Source organism: Arthrobacter wenxiniae (assembly GCF_013376105.1).
In the GTDB taxonomy this organism is placed as follows: domain Bacteria; phylum Actinomycetota; class Actinomycetes; order Actinomycetales; family Micrococcaceae; genus Specibacter; species Specibacter wenxiniae.
Map to the genome: position 1 here is coordinate 1 of NZ_JAAMFM010000004.1, position 17,369 is coordinate 17,369.

Consider the following 17,369-nt stretch of genomic DNA (forward strand, 5'->3'; position numbering starts at 1 on the left):
GACCGCGCCGTCGATCATGGTCATCATGGAGTGGCCGCTGTTGAGCCATTCGGCAAACACGAACGGCTTGAACGTGGAGCCGATCTGGAAGCCGCCGGAACCGTGCAGTGGCTGGCCGTTGGCGTCCTTGAGCGGAAGGGAAAAGTTGCCCATGTAGTTCCCCGGCTTCGTCGCCGGGTTGTACACGGTGTTCTGGGCCATGGTCAGGACCTTGCCCGTGCCGGGCTGGACGCTGACCACGTCGGCCCCGCGCTGCAGCGGGTCCGTGGGGCTCATGGTGTTGTCCACCCGGGTCTGGGCGACCTTTTGCAGCTTGGGGTCGAGGGTGGTCTTGATGGTCAGCCCGCCCTGATACAGGAACTTGGCCCGGTCCTCCGGGGTGGCCCCGAAGGCCTTGTCGTTGAGCACCAGCTGCTGGACGTAGTCGCAGAAGTACGGGGCCATGGCCGCGGCCACGCAGCCCTGGGACGGCTTGTTCAGGTGAACGGTCAGCGGCGCCTTCACTGCGGCGTCGTGCTGCTTTTGGGTGATCATCTTCTGGGCCAGCATCTTGCCCAAGACCTCGTTGCGGCGCTTGACCACGTTGTCCGGGTGCGCCACGGGATCATAGACCGAGGGGCTGTTGACCACCCCGGCCAGCGCGGCGGCCTGGGGCAGGGTCAGGTTCTTCGCGGTCGTGTTGAAGTACAGCTTCGCGGCCGCCTCGATCCCGTAGGCGCCGTTGCCGAAGTAAATGATGTTCAGGTAGCCCTGGAGGATGTCCTTCTTGGACATTGTCTTCTCCAGGTCGATGGCCTGCTTCATTTCATTGATCTTGTCCGTGATGGACTTTTGCGCACCGAGTTTTGCCTGGTCCGTCTTGCCGGCCGTGACCAGGTTTTCGATGATCACATTGTTCACGTACTGCTGGGTGATGGTGGAGGCGCCCTCGCGCCCGCCCTGCAGGGTTGCCACCACGGCCCGCATGATGCCCGTCATGTCAATGCCGCCATGCTGGTAGAACCGGGCATCCTCGATGGCGACGATCCCGTTCTTGATGAAGGGCGACATGTTGGCGGACGTCACCGTCTGGCGGTCCTGCTCGTAAAACCTGGCGATCACGGAGCCGTCATTGGCCAGCACGGTGGTTGCCTGCGCGGGGCTGTCGAGCTTGAGCGGCCCCGGGTTCGTGTTGAGGAACGTGTCGGTGCCTGAGACGGCCGCCGTGGCAACGGCCCCGGCGGGCACCATGAGCCCGGCCACCAGGACCCCGGCCACGCCGCAGGCCACGAAGAGCTTGAGCAAGTTTCCCAGGGTCGATCCGGTGTCCCTCCACATCGACGAGATTCTTGGTCCTTGCGATCCTCTGGGCATCCTGGGGAGGGCCTTCCTGTGCAGACGTGCTGTTCTCTGCCGGGGCGGCCAGCATCTACGTGGCTGGCCGTGCCGGCATTTGCTTGACGGGCGTTCTGGGGCTTGGCGGCGGCATCCGTAAAAGATGGCACAAGTGAAGTGTGCACCCTTTTGGTGGGAATTCCCTGAAAGTGCCGCCCAAAAGGCCCGCCCAATGCAGCGGCGCGCTGCCCGGCAGACGTAAGCTTGCGTGCATGGCCAAGTTCTTTGACATCCACCCCCACGACCCCCAGGCCCGATCGGTGGCCCAGGTGGTGGCGCTGCTGCGGGACGGCGGGCTGATCGCCTACCCCACGGACTCCTGCTACGCCCTCGGGGCACAGATCGGCAACCGGGAGGCGTTGGACCGGATCCGGGCCATCCGCCGCCTGGACAGCAAGCACCACTTCACGCTGGTCTGCAAGGACTTCGCCCAGCTGGGCCAGTTCGTCATGGTGGACAATGACATTTTTCGCAGCATCAAGGCCGTCACCCCGGGCCCGTACACCTTTATCCTGCCGGCCACCAAGGAAGTCCCGCGCCGCATGGCCCACCCGAAGAAGAAGACGGTGGGCGTGCGCATCCCGGACAGCCGCCTGATCCACGCCATCCTGGAGGAGCTGGGCGAGCCGCTGCTTTCGAGCACCCTGCTGCTTCCCGACGAGGAGGAACCGCTGACGCAGGGCTGGGAGATCAAGGAGACCCTGGACAACGTGGTGGATGCCGTGATTGACTCCGGCGACGTCGGCGCCGAGCCCACCACGGTGGTCGACTTCTCCAGCGGCTACGCCGAAGTGGTCCGGCGCGGCATGGGCGATCCTTCCCGCTTCGAATAGCCCCAAAAGGTACCGGCCGGTACTCTGGCGCAGGCCCCCCCGCAGTGCTTGACTTGGTGCTACACATCTTGCGAAAAGGGCTGCACAGATGAGCATGCGTCTTGCCTTCCGCCCGCCCGGCTCCGCAGCACCACGAGGCCCGCTGCGGCTGCTGGCGGTCATTGCCGCCTGCGCGGCGCTGGTGCTGGGCTTTCTGGTGTCCCTGGCCTTTTCGGCCGCGCCGGCCCAGGCTGCTCCGCTTTCCGGAAACGACATTTCCTGGCCCCAATGCCCGACGTCGGAGGGCGGCTCCGGCCTGCCCCTCCCGCCCGATTCGGCCCAGTTCGTCATCATTGGCCTCACGAAGGGGCTGCCCTTCACCACCAATCCCTGCCTGTCGTCCCAGGTCGGCTGGGCGAAGTCCGGCAACAAGCCGGCACATGGCTACGCCATGGCCGCCTTCCCCACGGCCGCCCAGCTCTCCAGCTACAAGGGCCGGGGCCCATGGTCATCCGCCACGCGGGCCGGACAGCTGTCCAATGTGGGCTACGCGGAGGCCTCGGCCGCCGTCAGCGCCATGGCAGGCGCCAGCTTCCGGCCGCCGGTGGTGTGGATAGACGTCGAGCCGCGCACCGCGCAGCCGTGGCCTGCGTCGACGGCGGCCCAGCAGCGGGAGAACCGGCTCGTGGTGGAGGGCCTCATGCGGGGCCTCCGGGACGCGGGCTTCGCCTACGGCCTGTATTCCTTCGCGTCGGGCTGGGCCGCCATCACCGGTTCCTGGCTGCTGCCGGGCGTCCCCGTGTGGGCCACCGCGGGCCGGCTGGACTACCCCACCGAGGCGGCGGACATGTGCACCAGGGCCAGCTTCTCCGGCGGGCACGTGTACCTCTCCCAGTGGTATGACGACGTGCGCGACTACGACATGAGCTGCGGTTCCTACGCTTTCACGAACCTGCCGATGCCCGGATCCTCCCTGTCCGGCTCGACCGGGGAATTCAACGGGGACTGGAACAATGACGTGCTGGCGCGCGTCGGCTCCACGGGCCAGCTGCGCCTGTACCCGGGCAACGGCAAAGGCGCTTTCACGGCCGGGACAACAATCGGCACCGGATGGCAGGGCATGAGCGCCCTTGACACGGTGGGAGACTTCAACGGCGACGGGTACGGCGATGTCCTGGCCCGCGACGCGGCCGGCGCCCTGTGGCTGTACCCGGGCAACGGCCGCGGCGGCTGGCTCGCGCGCGTGAAGGTGGGCAGCGGCTGGAACGGATTCAGCGCGATCCTGGGCCCCGGGGACTTCAACGGCGACCAAAAGGTCGATGTGCTGGCCCGCGACGCGACCGGCGCCCTGTGGCTGTACCCGGGCAACGGCCGCGGCGGCTGGCTCGCGCGCGTGAAGGTGGGCAGCGGCTGGAACGGATTCAGCGCGATCCTGGGCCCCGGGGACGTCAACGGCGACGGGACGGCGGACATTCTGGCACGCCAGGCGTCCACGGGCGAGCTGTGGCTGTATCCTGGCAGCGGAAGGGGCACCTGGCTTTCCCGGGTCAGGGTGGGAATTGGCTGGAATTCCATGACGGCACTGGCGTCGCCCGGGGACTTCAACGGCGACCGCACCCCCGATGTCCTGGCCCGGGATGCTGCCGGCAATCTCTGGCTGTATGCGCGCAAGGGAAACACGGCCTGGTTCCCGCGCACGCAGGTCGGATGGGCCTGGAACTCCATCAACACCATTTTCTAGGCGGTTCACGGCATGGGAGGACCGTCGGGATGCGAATAGCGCTGGCGTTGGCGGCCCTCTCGGCCGGGGCGGGCCTCCTTGCCGGCTGCGCCCCCGCGCCGCCGGATCCACCGGGTCCGCCGTCGCGAACAACATCGTTGCCAACAACATCAAGGCACGTACTGGCCGGGAACGACATTTCCTGGCCACAGTGCCCCGCGGCGGCCGGCGGCTACGGACTTCCCCTGCCGCCGGAATCCGCCGGGTTCGCCGTGATCGGGCTGAGCAACGGTTTGCCGTTTACGGCCAATCCGTGCCTGGCCTGGCAGCTCACCCGGGCCACCAACACCAACCTGCTGGCCCATGCGTATGCCATGGCGGCCTTCCCGACAGCCGCCCAGCTGCGCAGCCACGGGGCGGACGGCCCGTGGTCCCCGGCCACCCGCGATGGCCGGCTCTCGAATGCAGGCTTCGCCGAGGCGGCCGACGCCGTGGCCGGGATGGCAAGGGCCGGCTTCCTGCCGGGCGTGGTGTGGATTGACGTGGAACCGCACCGGCCGCAACCCTGGCCGGCGACCACCGCGGCCCGGCAGCGGGAGAACCGGCTCGTGCTGGGCGGACTGATGCGCGGGCTGCACGACGCCGGGCTGGCCTACGGGCTGTACTCGTTCGCCTCCGCGTGGGCAGGGATCACCGGGTCCTGGAAGCTGCCCGGCGTCCCCGTCTGGGCGACAGCCGGGCAGGACACCCCCGCCCGGGCGCGGGCCATGTGCACGAAGCCGAGCTTCTCGGGCGGGCATGTCTATCTGGCCCAGTGGTACGACGACGTCCGCGACTACGATGTAACCTGCGGCACGTACGCATTCACGCCCCTGCCCCTTGCCGCGCCGCCGGAAGCCGACTTCCCCTGAGGCAGGCTAAGGCAGGCCGGCGCCCCGCGCCGCCGTCCAGAGGGCATACCAGTCGGTGCGCGTCATGGCGGCAGCCACGCGCGGCGCGGCGGCGCAGGCGGCGATCCGCCCGGTGTTGGTGGTGCCGATGACCGGGGAGATCCGCGAGGGGTGGCGCATGAGCCAGCCCAGCACGATCGACTCCGGGCTTGCCCCGTAGCTGTCCGCAAGGGTGGCAACCAGCGCCGAGGCGGCGCCGTCGGCCGGTGACTCCGCGGTCCGTCCGGTGAAGCGCCCCTGCGCCAGCGAGCCGTAGGCCTGCAGTTCAATCCCGTGGCTTGCGGCGTGCTCGAGCGTCCCATGCGGGAATCCGGCGGCGAAGCCTTCGTCCCGGTTGACCAGGACGGTGCTTTCCAGCCAGGCGCGCCGGCCCAGGCCCATCTCCAGCTGGTTGGCGACGATGGGCGCGTCCAACTGGTCCTGCAGGTACGCGATCTGGGCGCCGGACATGTTGGAGACGCCGAGCGCCCTCACCTGGCCGCTGGCCATGAGCGTGGCGAGGGTCCCGGAAAGTTCGCGCACGTCCATGAGCGGGTCGGGGCGGTGCAGGAGCAGCATGTCAACGTAGTCGGTGCGCAGCCGCTGCAGGCTCTCGTTGACGCGGGCCAGGACATTCTCCGCGCTGAAGTCGTAGCGGCCCGGGAGCCCGTCTGCGGCGGGCCGGATGCCGCACTTGGTTTGGAGCAGGATTTGCCCCCGCAGCCCGGGCGTGTCCGCCAGGACACGGCCGAACACCTCCTCCGACTTTCCCATGCGGTAGATGTCCGCGTGGTCGAACAGGGAAATTCCGGCCTCGCGGGCGGCCTGGACGGCGGCCGCGGCCTGCTCCGTGTCCGCCGCGGTGAGGGGCGAATCGTCCCAGGTTCCGCCCAGGCCCATGCAGCCGTAAATGAGTCGCTGAGGGTGGGGCCGGTGCTCAGTGTCCATGCCACCACCTTGCCACGCCAGGTGGACCTTGCCCCTAGACGCGGCCGGAGAGGGTCGCTAGCGTGGAGCCAGCGCTGCCAATGCACCGGGCGCGGAAACAGCACACCAAAAGGAGCTGCACATGGTTGTCAAGAGGACCTCGCACGCCGGATACACCGTTCCCGGGCTGTCATTGCAGGATGGACACGAGGTGGCGGCAATCCTGCAGCCGCGGCTGCACGCGCTCAACGACCTGGCCCTGACCCTCAAGCACGCCCATTGGAACGTGGTGGGCCGGGACTTCATCAGTGTCCACGAAATGCTCGATCCGCAGATCGAGCAGGTCCGGGGCATGGTGGACGCGACCGCCGAGCGCATTGCCACGCTGGGCGTGTCCCCCAATGGCCTGCCGGGCGCCCTGGTGGGTGCCCGCAGCTGGGATGACTACGCCATAGGCCGGGCCGGCACGGCCGCCCACCTGGCCGCCCTCGACGTGGTGTACACCGGCTTCCTCAAGAGCCACCGGAAGGCCCTGGCCGACGTCGGCGGGCTGGACCCCATCACGGAAGACATGGTGATCGCCCAGTGCGCCGCACTGGAGAAGTTCCAGTGGTTCATGCGCGCCCATCTGGAGGACGACGCCGGGGACCTCCTCAATGCCGGCGCCAAGACGGAGCGTTCAGCGGCCAGCAAGGCGAAGTAGGCGTCCGGTGGTCGAGCCCCGTCGGGAGCCGGCAGCCCCCTACCCGCGCCTCGCCATCGTGACCGGCGCCGACCGCGGCATCGGCCAGGCGACGGCCCTCGCGCTGGCGCGCGGCGGCTTCGACGTCGGCTTCACGTGGCACGACGACGAAGCCGGCGCGGCGGACACGGCGCGGCAGCTCGCCGGGCTGGGGCGGGCCGGCCCCTCCACGTGGCTGGACACCACCGATCTGCCCTCCTGCGCACCGGCCATTGCTTCGCTGGCCGCTCGGCTCGGGGGCCTCGGCGCCTTCGTCAACAACGTCGGTGTGGGACTGGCCAGGCCCGTGCTGGACACCCCGCTCACGGAGTGGACCCGCATTCTGGACACGAACCTCACCGGCGCCTTCCTCTGCCTGCAGGAAGCTGCCCGGCTGCTCGTGGACGGCGGCGCCGGCGGGCGCATGGTGGCCGTCACCAGTGTCCACGCCCACCAGCCCCGCTACGGGTATGGTGCCTACTGCGCCTCCAAGGCCGGGCTTGACGGGCTGGTCAAGGTGCTGGCCCTGGAGCTGGCAGCGCACGGGATCACCGTCAACGCCGTTGCCCCGGGTGAAATTGCCACACACCTGCCGGCGGACGAGCGCCGCCATGCCCATGACATTCCCCGACCGGGCATCCCGCTGGGCCATGCCGGCACTGCGGCGGACGTGGCCGACGTCGTCGCGTTCCTTGCCTCTCCGGCGGCAGGGTACGTCACGGGCGCCAGCTGGGAGGTGGACGGCGGGATGTCGCAGATGGGGGCCCAGGCCAGCTCCCTGCTGCCGACGGACGCCTGGCGGGCCGCCCCGCACCACTGATCCCGGGCCGCCCGTGACCAGCGGACCGGGCGGTGCCGGCGGTCACATCCTGCGCTTGACCTTCGCCGTGGCGGGCGCCGTCCAGGGGTCCTCGGGCCAGGGGTGCTTCGGGTAGCGCCCCCGCATCTCGGCCCGGACCTGCGCGTAGGGCCCGGACCAGAAGGAGGCAAGGTCGTCAGTGACGGCCAGCGGGCTGCCCGCCGGCGACAGCAGGTGGAACAGCACGGGCACCCGGTCACCCGCCAGCCGCGGCGTGGCCGCCCAGCCAAAGCACTCCTGGAGCTTGACGGCCACCACCGGCCGGCCGGTGCCGGAGTCCACGTCCGGGTAGCCTATGCGCACCTTTGAGCCGCTGGGCACGGCAAGCCGCTCCGGCGCCAGCTCCCCCAGCCTTCCGGCCTCGGGCCACGGCAGCAGCCGGCGCAGGGGCTCCGCCAGGGCAACCGCACCGGCGGGCTTCCCCGCGGCGACCGCTTCCAGCTCGGGGGCCAGCCACTCGTCGAGGCGGCCCAGCAGGGCCGCGTCCGACACGTCGGGCCACGGCGCCCCGAGCGCCCGGTGGAGCAGGGCCAGGCGGCGCCGCAGTGAGTCGGCCGGGCCGTTCCACTGCAGCAGCGCCAACCCCGAGGACCGCAGTTCGGCCGCCACGGCGGCCCGGCCCTGCGCGGCGCTGGGCTTGACCGGCGTCGAGGAAAGCACGATTGCGCCCAGCCGGCGTTCGCGCCTGGCGGTGACGCGGCCGTTGTGGAACTCGGCCGCCACGGCCTCCGACGCGAGGGAGCCGGCGGCGGCCAGCGCCGCGTCCTGGCCCAACGGCGCCGCCGCGCGGATGACGGCCCCGGTCCCCGCGGCGTCCCTGCCCCGGGCGCGGGAAACCTCGGCGACGGCCAGCCACTCCTGGCCGCTGAGCGTGCTGCCGGCGGGCAGCCCGGCGCGCGTGCCGGAGGTGAAGAGGTAGGTGGCCGTTCCCGGAACGCGGCGGGCCACCCGGTCCGGATAGGCCAGGCCGACCACGAACCCCACGGATTGGCCGCCGGGCAGCTCGGGCCGGCGGGCACCGAAGCCCTCCCTCCGGCCGCCCTGCCCGCCCCCGTCTTCCTGGCGCGCAAGCGCCTCCATGCGGCTGGCGTCCTCCCGCCACCGCCGGGAACCGGGGTCCCGCCCGGAGCGCAAGGCGGACGCCAGCGCCACCAGGTCCGCGCCGGGCGCCCGGTGGTCCCCCGAGACCAGGGCCACGGCCGCCGCGGCGTCCCGGGGCCCGACGGCGGCGGCCCCGTCCAGAAGTGCCCGCGCCAGCCGCGGGTCCGCCGGGATCCGGGCCAGGGTCCTGCCCAGGGCGGTGGCGTGCCCGCCGCCGTCCAGGGCGCCCAGCCCGTGCAGCGTTTCCACGGCCTCGGCCAGGGCAGCCTGCGGAAGGGCCGTGGGCAGGGTCAGCCCTGCACCGCCGGGCGCGCCCCAGCAGGCCAGCACCAGGGCGGCGTGGGCCAGGTCCGCCACGAGGATTTCCGGCGTCTGGTGCGCGGGGGACGCGGCAAAGGTTTTCTGGTCGTAGCAGCGCACCACCGTGCCGGGTCCCTGGCGGGCGGCGCGGCCGGCACGCTGCTCCGCGGAGGCACGCGAACAGGATGCCGTGACGAGCCCGGACATGCCGCGGGCGGCGTCGCGGCGGGGTTCGCGGGACAGTCCGGAGTCCACCACCAGCCGCACTCCCGGGACGGTCAGCGAGGACTCGGCCAGGCTGGTGGAGACGATGATCCGTGCGCCGTCCCCGGCCCGCCGCCCGGAAACGGCGCGGTCCTGATCGGCCGGGGACGCCTGCCCGTGGAGTTCGAGCACTTCCGTCGCGCCTCCGCGCAGCCGGGATGCGATGTACCCCACTTCCCAGGCGCCGGGGGCGAACACGAGCGCGTCGGCCCCGGGATCGTCCGCCAGCGCCCGGGCGTGGGCCGCAGCCGCCGTGTCCGCCACGTGGTCGAGGAAGGACCGGGCCACGCCGCGCTCGTCCAGCCGCGGGCCGGGCGGGGGCGCCCACAGCGTCTCCAGCGGGAACAGCACGGACGGGGAGTCGATCACGGGCGCCGGGGTGCCGGCGTCGTCCGCCAACAGGGAGGCGAAGCGCGCGGCGTCCAGGGTGGCGGACATGGCGACCAGGACCAGGTCCCCGCGCAGCTGGCGGACCTCGGCGACCATGCCCAGCAGCAGGTCGGTCTCGAGGCCGCGTTCGTGCACCTCGTCGAGGACCACGGCGCACACGGTCTCCAGCCCGGGGTCCGCCAGGAGGCGGCGGAGCAGGATGCCGGGCGTGACAAATTCAACCAGCGTGTCGGGCCCGGCATGGCGCTCCCCGCGCACGGTGTAGCCCACACGCCCGCCGAGCGGGCTGCCGTCCAGGGCTGCCAGCCGGCGGGCGGCAGCCCTCGCGGCAACGCGCCGCGGCTGGGTCACCACCACGCGGCCCCCGGCCGCCCTGTTGGCGAGCAGCGGGGGCACCAGCGTGGTCTTGCCGGTGCCGGGAGGGGCCTGGATGACGGCGGCGCCCGCCATCCCCGGGACAGGCAGGTCCAGGGCCGCGGCCAGGGTGCCCAGGGACGCGGCGAACGCGAGGTCCCGGCCCATGGCGGCCAGGTCAAAGGGGGCGGGCATGCCGGTCAGCCGATCCGGAGCTCGCCCATCTCGCCCCAGGAGTCGCCCTCCACCTTGCGGGAGACGATGCGCGGCGTCGCAAGCAGCGCCGGGCGCATGGCCTCAAGGCCGGCCTTGAAGTGGTCGCTGCTGACGTGCGCGCCGGCGGCGTCGTCGTCCAGGAAAGCTTCCACCAGGACAAACTCGGCGGGATCCTCCACGCTGCGCGACCAGTCAAACCAGAGGTTGCCCGGTTCCCGGCGGGTGGCTGCGGTGAAGGGGGCCACCCGCTCCATGAAGCCGTCCGAACAGCCGGGCTTGGTCTTGAATTTCACAACAATAAAGTACATGCCATCAAGCTTAGGTGAGCGGCCTACCAACCTCGTGCCCGCCATTCGGGCAGGGACGCCCGCTCAGAGCCCAGCGTGGTGGGGCTGCCGTGGCCGGGCAGCACAACGGCGTCGTCCCGATAGGCGCCAAAGAGGCGTTCCTGGACGTCATCCAGCAGGGACGTGAAGCGCTGCGGATCGTTTTCGGTGTTGCCCACCCCGCCCGGGAAGAGGGAGTCGCCGCTGAAGATCAGGGTGGTGCCGCCGTCGGCCAGGACGTAGGCAATGGACCCGGGGGTGTGGCCGCGCAGGTGCACCGCGTGCAGGGTGGTTCCGCCGGCCTCCAGCACGTCGCCGTGCCCCAACAGCCGGCCGACCACCACGCCGGACTCGGCCTCGATCCCTGCGGCGTCGTCGCGCCCGGCCGCCGTGGGGATGCCGTCCGCGATATCGGCCAGGGCGCGCACGTGGTCCCAGTGCCGGTGCGTCGTGGCAACGAGTTCCAGGGAGGCGGGGGCGCCAGAGTCGCCAGCAGCGTCCCGGAGCAGGCGGCGGATGGCGGGTGCGTCGTCGGCGGCGTCGATGAGGATCTGGGCGCCGCTCTCCCGGTTCGTGAGGAGGTAGACGTTGTTGGCCATGCTCGAAACCACGGCGCGGCGGACGGTGACGGTGGGCAGTTCGTGGATGAGGGAGGTCGGCTCGGTCATGGTCCAAGCCTAGCGGCCGAGGGGCCCCGCACGAGCGCCAGCGAGTGTGGGGAGGTCGCGACGGCGCTAGCGGCCGAGGGGCCCCGCACGTGGGCCCACGGCGGCGAGGGTCCCGCTGCGAGCTTGCGAGCGGTGGGAGCCGCTGGGGAGCCAGCGAGTGTGGGGAGGTCGCGACGGCGCCGGCGGCCGGGGGGCCCCGTTCCACGCAGGGCTGGAGGTGAACTCTGCGCAGGACAGTGACATGCGCGCTGTCCGGGCCGGCCGTCGCGCATAACGGCCCAGCCGCCGGGCATCCTCAGGAGAGCACGTCCTTCGTGGCGAAGCGGCCATAGGCCAGCGCCCCGAACACGAGCACGTAACCCAGCTGCAGGGCGGCGTTGTTGCCGAACGACGTCCATTCGACGGGCTGGCGCAGCAAGTCGGCGAACCCCAGCCACCAGTGGCTGAAAAGCCACGGGTGCAGCCAGTCCAGCTGCGGCAGCGCGTCGAGCAGCTGGGCGGCGATGGCCAGCGCGATCGTGGCCGCCATGGCCCCGACGGGCACGTCGGTGAGCGTGGAGATGAACAGCCCCACGGCGGCCAGCCCCAGCAGCGACACGCAGACGAAGGCGCCGACCAGCAGGATCCTGCCCTCGGCCGTCCACCCGTCCACCAGCTCGCCGGACAGCAGCGGGACCGGACCCGCGGGGAACAGCGCCAGCCCCGCCACGGTGCCCGCCAACAGCACGGAGGCCGTGGCGGCCAGGCAAAAGACGGCCGCCCCCACATACTTCACCAGCAGGAGGCGGGCCCGTCCCGCCGGCGCCACAAGCAGGTAGCGCAGCGTGCCGAGCCCGGCCTCGCCGGCCACGGTGTCGCCGGCGACCACGCCCACCGTCAATGGCAGGAACAGCGGCGTGCAGAGCACCAGGGCGGTCAGCACCACAAACAGGCCGTTTTGCGTGATCCGGTCCAGGAATGCGGGCCCGTGCCCGGACTGCCCGGCGCCGGTGACCCTGACGGCGACGGCGATCAGCACGGGAATGGCGGCCAGCGCCGCGAGCATCGCCCAGGTCCGGCGGCGGCGGAACATGACCGAGAGCTCGGAGGCCATCAGCGGCCACGTCCTGGCCCGCGTGGTGCCGCGCGGCAGCCCGGCGGGCGGCGTTCCCGTGCCAGCAGGTGCGGGGGCCGGGCCTTCCCGCGGAGCGTAGTCAGCGGGCAACGTCGAACCCCTCCCCCGTCAGTTCCACGAAGCGGTCCTCCAGGCTGCCGCTTTCCATGCTGAAGCCCCGCACCCGGACGCCGTCCGCGACCAGGGCCGCCACAATGGCCTCGGGCCGGGGTGCTCCGTCCCGCGCCGCCGCAGGAAGCTTCGCGGTGACGGTCGCGCCGTCCGCCATGTCCGCGCCGTGCGTTGGCGGGCCGGGGACCAGGCCCAGGCTGTCGAGGACGCGGCGGGCGGCCCCGGCGTCGGGCGTGCGGACCACAACCAGTGGCTGGCCCGCGGCGCGCAGCCCGGCAAGGGTCCCCTGGGCCACGAGCCGCCCGGTGCGCATGACCGCCGCGTGCGTGCAGATCTGCTCCACCTCGGCCAGCAGGTGGCTTGAGACAAAGACGGTGGCCCCCCCTGCGGCGAGGGAGCGGACCAGGTTGCGGACCTCGCGGGTGCCTTGCGGGTCCAGGCCGTTGGTGGGCTCGTCCAGCACCAGGAGTTCGCGGGGGCGCAGCAGCGCGTTGGCGAGCCCCAGCCGCTGTTTCATGCCAAGCGAATACGCCTTGACCTTCTTGGACCCGGCGTACTGGAGGCCCACGCGTTCCAGTGCGTCCGCCACCCGCTGCCGCCGCGTGGCGCGCGGTGAATGCGGGTCCGCGGCGTCCAGGCGGCGGAGATTGGCGGTGCCGGAGAGGAAGGGGTAGAACGCCGGGCCCTCCACCAGGGCCCCCACCCGGGGCAGGACGGCGTCCAGCCGGCCCGGCATGTCCTGGCCCAGCACGGATGCGGTGCCACTGGTGGCGTTGGCCAGGCCCAACAGCATGCGGATGGTGGTGGTCTTGCCGGAACCGTTCGGGCCCAGAAATCCAAAGACGGCCCCGGCCGGGACGCTCAGGTCCAGGCCGTCCACGGCCGTTTGCCGGCCGAACCGTTTGGTCAGGCCGCGGGTTTCAATGACTGCTGCGCCGCCGTCGGGGCCGCTGCCTTGCGGCGGGCCGCTGCCTTGCGGCGGGCCGCTGCCTTGCGGCGGGCCGCTCACTTGGCGGCCGCGGCCTGCTGAAGGGCGGCGAGCGGGACGGCGCCGGCGAACACTGCGCCGTCGGGGGTGATCAGGACGCTGAACAGCGTGGTGGACAGCGCGTGCCCGCCGGCGACCGGCTGCAGCAGCTGTGCCAGGGCGGGTGATCCCGACAGCGTGGCCGGCACTGTGCCGGCAGGTGCCTCGACGATGGTGGCCCAGCCGGTGCCGGAGGTGGCCACCTTGGGCGTGGCGTGGTGCGTGACCGCGGGGTGGTCGTTGGCGGGCGCGCCGGGCGCCGGGGCAGCCAGCGGCGTCGCGATGGCACCCGGCCGGGTGATGACGGTACCCGGCGTGAACCCCCCGGGCTTCGTGGGCACAGCCGGCTGGGACTTTCTGGTGACACTGGTGCCCGGAGGCGGGGTGAACAGGAACGTGGACGCCGGCGGGGCAGTGAGCTCCAGCTTGCTGAAGCCAACCTCCAGGGCGGCACTGTCCTGGCCCCGTGCGGTCACGGTCACGCGCAGCGGCAGTCCGGTGCCGGAGTCCACGGCGATCGAGACCTTGCCAATGAGGGATGCTCCGGTCCGCGGCACGAGCTGGAGCACGTAGGCGGAGTGCCCGGCAACAGTGGTGTTGGAGCCCAGGCTCAGCTGCGTGGACGGATCCATGCCCTTGACCACCTCCGCGGCGAGGGCGGCGGGGGTCGGCACGGCGCCGGGGGCCCACTCGAACGACCCCGGCGCCAGGGCGCCGGGGGCTCCCGTCTTCGGCCGTCGGGGGTTGGGCAGCGTCAGCTCGGTGGCGGTGTTGGCGCCGGAGTCGTACGTCCAGACGGTGGGGCCATGGCGGATGACGTCGCGCTCGGCCAGTGTGTCCAGGACCTGCACGCGCTGGTTGGCCGGGCCGTCCAGGTAGACGCGGACAGTGTGGGGCGTGGTCAAAAATCCCAGCAGCTGGCTGATGTTTCCCGCGGTCAGCGGGTTCGCCGCAGCGGCCGCTGGACCGCCCGGGGTGGCGCGGCCCGAGGAACCGGTCGAGCCGGGACCCAGGTCGGGAAGCTGCGGCAGGCCCAGGCTGGCGGTTTCCTCGAGCGTGCCGGACAGCTGCTGCACCTTGTTGCCGGCCAGCAGGGCCAGCACCTGTTCAGGCGTCCTTGCCGGCAGGTCAATGCGCGCGGAGGCTTGGAGGGGACCGGCGAGCACGGCTGCGGCGATGACCGCCGGCATGGCCGCTGCGGGCATCCACCGGATCCATTGGCGGGTCACGACAACCCCGCCGCTGCTGGCGTGCGCACCTCTCCAGCTTACGCCGCCGCCCCGGATGCGGGGCTGTGAATTTGGGTGAATCTGCCGCCGGCGCCGGGCGGGGCCGGCACCAGTGCCTGCGCGGCGCGGGCCGCGGGCCCCGGGCCCGGCTGTAGGGTGGCGTCATGGCAGCCATCAGCGCGCAGCGGCACCACTGCGGCAGGACAGTGACATGACCAGGATCGCCGTCGTCATTCCCTGCCGCAACGACGCAGCGATGCTGGAGGCCTGCCTGGCGCACCTTGCGCGCCAGGGCCGCCCGGCAGACCAGGTGATCGTGGTCGACAACGCCAGCACCGACAACACGGCCGGGGTCTGTGCCGCGGCCGGTGCGCTGCGGATCTTCTCGGCCCCGCCGGGCATTGCGCCCACCTCGGCCCACGGCTTCGACGCCGCGGCCGGCGCAGGCGCCGGCATCCTGGCCCGCCTGGACGCCGATTCCCGGCCGCCGGCCGACTGGCTGTCCAGGGTTGAGACGGCACTGGACGCGGCGGGGCCGATGTCGCTGGTGACCGGGCCGGGCGACTTTTACGGCGCGAACCGGCTGGTGTGCCTGCTGGGGCGCGCGCTCTACCTGGGCGGTTATTTCCACATGGTGGGCCTTCTGCTGGGCCACACGCCGGTCTTTGGCTCCAACTTCGCGATGACTGCCGGCGTCTGGGCCCGGATCGGGCCCGGCGTGCTGCGGGGCTCCCCCCTGGTCCACGACGACCTCGACATCTCCTACCGCCTGCGCCCCGACATGCGGGTGGTGTACGACGCCGGGCTGCGCATGCCCGTCTCCGCCCGGCCCTTCCGCTCGGGGGCCTCGCTCGGGCTGCGCCTGTCCAAGGCCTGGTACACGTTCCGCCGCGAATTCCAGGCCGAGCCGCCCCTGCGCCGGCGGCGGGAACGACGCCGGTGGGCCCGGGCGCACGGCGGCTGACCTTCCAGCGGCGCGGCCGGGCGCCTCAGGCTCGGGCGAACAGTTCCAGCAGGTCCTCGCTGAGCTGGTGCGGCGACGTTTCGCAAGGGCTGTGGCCGGAGCGGTAGACGGCCAGGGCTGCGCCGGTGGACGCGGCGAAGGCGGCGTGGAGGTGCGTGGGCCAGAGATCGTGCTCGCCCACTGCCACGAGTTTTGGCAGCTCGAGGCGGGCCAGGTCACGGGTGAGGTCGGGGCTTCGCTGCATGAGCCCCACGATGTCCCGGACGGACTGGCGCCTGGTGAGCCTGAAGCGTTCCCTGACGAAGCGCAGCCTGCCGGGCGGCACCGGGATGACGTTGGCCTTGATCCCCCAGATCATCAGCGCCGCGCCGGCCCTGCCGCCGGCCAGGCCGGTCAGGGGGCCTATCCTGCTGATGCCTCGGAGGCTTTGCCCGGACAGGGGCGGGCACCCCAGCAGGGCCAGGCTGGCGAACAGGCCGGGATTGCGTGCGCAGGCCAGACCGGCCACCGTGCCGGCAAAGGAGTAGCCCACCACGTGCGCGGGCGCGCCGGCTTTGGCCACGGCGTCGCGCAGCACGGCCAGGACGTCGTCCGTGAAGAGTTCGTAGCTGTAGTTCCGCTGGGCCGGCGTGAGATTTTCCGGACCGGCCGCGGCGGATTCATATTGCCCGGCCAAGTCAAAACTGATGGTGTTGTAGCCGGCGGCCGCCAGGAGCGGCATCATCAGGGCAAAGTCTTCCTTGGACCCGGTGGCGCCGGGCACCAGAACCACCGGCTGCCCGGCCGGGTCTCCCAGCTGGATTGCGGCAAGGGCCCCGCTGGGTGCGTCGAAGGTGGACCGGCGGAAGGAGGGCGGAAGCTGCGCCCAGTCGAAGTCGGGAAGGGCTGCGTCGAGCTGTTCCGCGGTCTCCGGCGCGGTGCTGTCCTGTTGGGCCACGGCGGCACCTCCGGTCCTGGTCGCGGCAGGCGGGCTAGCCCGCCACCGTCCGTATAAAGGATTGTAGGCGCCGGTACACTTCCTGGGACTCCGGGAAGCGGAAGTCCTGCTGCCAGGTGTGTTCGGTGTTGGAGCGATCCCACCCGTACACCAGCTGGGCGACGGAGACGCCGTGGCGCTTGAGGCTGGCAATCAGGTTCAGGTTGGCCGAATAAAAAAAGTCCCGCTCCGAGGTGGTGATGAACACGGGCGGGCAGCGCGCGTCCAGCCACTCGATGGGAGACATGTAGTGGGCTGCCTGGCGCAGGGGCAGCCGCTCGCCGGCGCCGTCCTTCGGCATGAGCATGCGGATGAAGTTCAGGCTCAGCACGAAGCCGGGGTCGAAGAAGACGGAGAAGTCCGCCACGCTGCAGTGTTGCACCAGTCCCCTGAGGCTTGAGGGCGGCAGGGCGGGCGCCAGCCGGTAATGACGTGCCAGCAGGGGGCGGAACATGGCTGCCGTGATGAGCGCCGCGACCTGGCCGCCGGCGGAGTCGCCTCCCAGGACGACCCGGCGGGGGTCCCCGCCCAGGCGTTCGATGTTGCCGCGCACCCAGCCGAGCGCCGCGTTGGCATCCTGCAGGACGTGGCCCAGCTGGAAGCGGGGTGCCTTGCGGTAGTTGACGTTGACCACCACCACGCCGGCTGCGGCCTGGCGGGCGCAGTACTTGGTCAAGGGCGCCTTGTCGCCGGACGTCCAGCCCCCGCCGTGAAAATAGACGTACACGGGCAGCAGGCCGTCCCGCGCGGGGTCGGGCGCCATGACGTCGAGCCGTTGGGACGCGGCGTGGTGCCCCGCAAAGTCAATCTCGCGCCAGTGCCGCACGCCGGCAATGGGGTCCGCGTTGAACCGTGCCAGTTCCCGGCCGCTGACCGAGTGCATCAGCAGCCTCCAGGCCCAGACGGGCACACGGCGCAGCACCGCCCTGGCGCGCCTGCCAAAAGCAAAGGTGCCGCCGGATCCGCGTGGCCCAGAGCCCTCCATGG

16 protein-coding genes are annotated in these 17,369 nt (G+C 71.7%); 6 read left to right on the forward strand and 10 right to left on the reverse strand.

Annotated elements, in window-relative coordinates; all coding sequences use genetic code 11:
- Window positions 1-1,317, reverse strand: a 1,317-nt coding sequence (locus tag G6034_RS04245) for a transglycosylase domain-containing protein (RefSeq protein WP_176633873.1), incomplete at its 3' end; no start/stop codon positions are given.
- Window positions 1,318-1,586: 269 nt separating this feature from the next.
- Between G6034_RS04245 and G6034_RS04250 the strand changes: the two genes are divergently transcribed.
- From G6034_RS04250 to G6034_RS04260, 3 genes are all read left to right on the forward strand, one after another.
- On the forward strand, window positions 1,587-2,207 hold the full coding sequence (locus G6034_RS04250) for an L-threonylcarbamoyladenylate synthase (protein ID WP_176633874.1): 621 nt from the start codon (window positions 1,587-1,589) through the stop codon (window positions 2,205-2,207).
- Between the two features lie 88 nt (window positions 2,208-2,295).
- Entirely contained in the window at window positions 2,296-3,927 is a 1,632-nt protein-coding gene (locus G6034_RS04255) for an FG-GAP-like repeat-containing protein (RefSeq protein WP_246295291.1), read from the forward strand.
- Window positions 3,928-4,064: 137 nt separating this feature from the next.
- Window positions 4,065-4,817 (forward strand): glycoside hydrolase family 25 domain-containing protein, encoded by a 753-nt coding sequence (locus G6034_RS04260; RefSeq protein ID WP_176633875.1) that lies wholly within the window; start codon window positions 4,065-4,067, stop codon window positions 4,815-4,817.
- A 6-nt stretch (window positions 4,818-4,823) separates the two neighbouring features.
- Here the strand turns inward: G6034_RS04260 and G6034_RS04265 are convergent, their stop codons facing one another.
- Window positions 4,824-5,783, reverse strand: coding sequence for an aldo/keto reductase (locus tag G6034_RS04265; RefSeq protein ID WP_246295292.1), 960 nt, complete (start codon window positions 5,781-5,783; stop codon window positions 4,824-4,826).
- A 121-nt stretch (window positions 5,784-5,904) separates the two neighbouring features.
- On the opposite strand from G6034_RS04265, the gene G6034_RS04270 reads away from it, so the two are divergent.
- Window positions 5,905-6,465, forward strand: a complete 561-nt coding sequence (locus G6034_RS04270) for a Dps family protein (protein WP_176633876.1) — start codon at window positions 5,905-5,907, stop codon at window positions 6,463-6,465.
- Between the two features lie 7 nt (window positions 6,466-6,472).
- The gene (locus G6034_RS04275) at window positions 6,473-7,303 is read left to right on the forward strand and encodes an SDR family oxidoreductase (RefSeq protein ID WP_343037928.1); all 831 of its coding nucleotides are present in this window, start codon (window positions 6,473-6,475) and stop codon (window positions 7,301-7,303) included.
- A 42-nt stretch (window positions 7,304-7,345) separates the two neighbouring features.
- Here the strand turns inward: G6034_RS04275 and hrpB are convergent, their stop codons facing one another.
- The 6 genes from hrpB to G6034_RS04305 form a co-directional block, all read right to left on the reverse strand.
- Window positions 7,346-9,946, reverse strand: a complete 2,601-nt coding sequence (gene hrpB / locus G6034_RS04280; protein WP_176633878.1) for an ATP-dependent helicase HrpB — start codon at window positions 9,944-9,946, stop codon at window positions 7,346-7,348.
- A gap of 5 nt (window positions 9,947-9,951) precedes the next feature.
- Window positions 9,952-10,275 carry a putative quinol monooxygenase gene (locus G6034_RS04285; RefSeq protein WP_176633879.1) on the reverse strand — a complete coding sequence of 108 codons (324 nt, stop codon included), beginning with the start codon at window positions 10,273-10,275 and terminating at the stop codon, window positions 9,952-9,954.
- A 23-nt stretch (window positions 10,276-10,298) separates the two neighbouring features.
- Entirely contained in the window at window positions 10,299-10,961 is a 663-nt protein-coding gene (locus G6034_RS04290) for an MBL fold metallo-hydrolase (RefSeq protein WP_176633880.1), read from the reverse strand.
- 295 nt (window positions 10,962-11,256) lie between these two features.
- On the reverse strand, window positions 11,257-12,054 hold the full coding sequence (locus tag G6034_RS04295) for an ABC transporter permease (RefSeq protein ID WP_176634034.1): 798 nt from the start codon (window positions 12,052-12,054) through the stop codon (window positions 11,257-11,259).
- Window positions 12,055-12,154: 100 nt separating this feature from the next.
- Window positions 12,155-13,111 (reverse strand): ABC transporter ATP-binding protein, encoded by a 957-nt coding sequence (locus G6034_RS04300; protein ID WP_343037939.1) that lies wholly within the window; start codon window positions 13,109-13,111, stop codon window positions 12,155-12,157.
- Window positions 13,112-13,191: 80 nt separating this feature from the next.
- Window positions 13,192-14,418 (reverse strand): LolA family protein, encoded by a 1,227-nt coding sequence (locus G6034_RS04305; protein ID WP_176633882.1) that lies wholly within the window; start codon window positions 14,416-14,418, stop codon window positions 13,192-13,194.
- A gap of 235 nt (window positions 14,419-14,653) precedes the next feature.
- On the opposite strand from G6034_RS04305, the gene G6034_RS04310 reads away from it, so the two are divergent.
- Window positions 14,654-15,406, forward strand: coding sequence for a glycosyltransferase family 2 protein (locus tag G6034_RS04310; protein ID WP_176633883.1), 753 nt, complete (start codon window positions 14,654-14,656; stop codon window positions 15,404-15,406).
- Between the two features lie 25 nt (window positions 15,407-15,431).
- On the opposite strand, the gene G6034_RS04315 is transcribed toward G6034_RS04310, so the two are convergent.
- Together G6034_RS04315 and G6034_RS04320 are read right to left on the reverse strand one after the other, a co-directional pair.
- Complete coding sequence (locus tag G6034_RS04315) at window positions 15,432-16,343, reverse strand: alpha/beta fold hydrolase (protein ID WP_176633884.1); 912 nt, start codon at window positions 16,341-16,343, stop codon at window positions 15,432-15,434.
- Window positions 16,344-16,377: 34 nt separating this feature from the next.
- The gene (locus tag G6034_RS04320) at window positions 16,378-17,265 is read right to left on the reverse strand and encodes an alpha/beta hydrolase (RefSeq protein ID WP_176634035.1); all 888 of its coding nucleotides are present in this window, start codon (window positions 17,263-17,265) and stop codon (window positions 16,378-16,380) included.
- Between the last annotated feature and the right edge of the window lie 104 nt (window positions 17,266-17,369).

Bases quoted from the DNA above. Each gene is read 5' to 3' on its own strand.
- G6034_RS04250 (WP_176633874.1), top strand. From the start codon at position 1,587: ATGGCCAAGTTCTTTGACATCCACCCCCACGACCCCCAGGCCCGATCG.
- G6034_RS04255 (WP_246295291.1), top strand. From the start codon at position 2,296: ATGAGCATGCGTCTTGCCTTCCGCCCGCCCGGCTCCGCAGCACCACGA.
- G6034_RS04265 (WP_246295292.1), bottom strand. From the start codon at position 5,783: ATGGACACTGAGCACCGGCCCCACCCTCAGCGACTCATTTACGGCTGC.
- G6034_RS04270 (WP_176633876.1), top strand. From the start codon at position 5,905: ATGGTTGTCAAGAGGACCTCGCACGCCGGATACACCGTTCCCGGGCTG.
- hrpB (WP_176633878.1), bottom strand. From the start codon at position 9,946: ATGCCCGCCCCCTTTGACCTGGCCGCCATGGGCCGGGACCTCGCGTTC.
- G6034_RS04285 (WP_176633879.1), bottom strand. From the start codon at position 10,275: ATGTACTTTATTGTTGTGAAATTCAAGACCAAGCCCGGCTGTTCGGAC.
- G6034_RS04290 (WP_176633880.1), bottom strand. From the start codon at position 10,961: ATGACCGAGCCGACCTCCCTCATCCACGAACTGCCCACCGTCACCGTC.
- G6034_RS04295 (WP_176634034.1), bottom strand. From the start codon at position 12,054: ATGGCCTCCGAGCTCTCGGTCATGTTCCGCCGCCGCCGGACCTGGGCG.
- G6034_RS04305 (WP_176633882.1), bottom strand. From the start codon at position 14,418: ATGCCCGCAGCGGCCATGCCGGCGGTCATCGCCGCAGCCGTGCTCGCC.
- G6034_RS04310 (WP_176633883.1), top strand. From the start codon at position 14,654: ATGACCAGGATCGCCGTCGTCATTCCCTGCCGCAACGACGCAGCGATG.
- G6034_RS04320 (WP_176634035.1), bottom strand. From the start codon at position 17,265: ATGCACTCGGTCAGCGGCCGGGAACTGGCACGGTTCAACGCGGACCCC.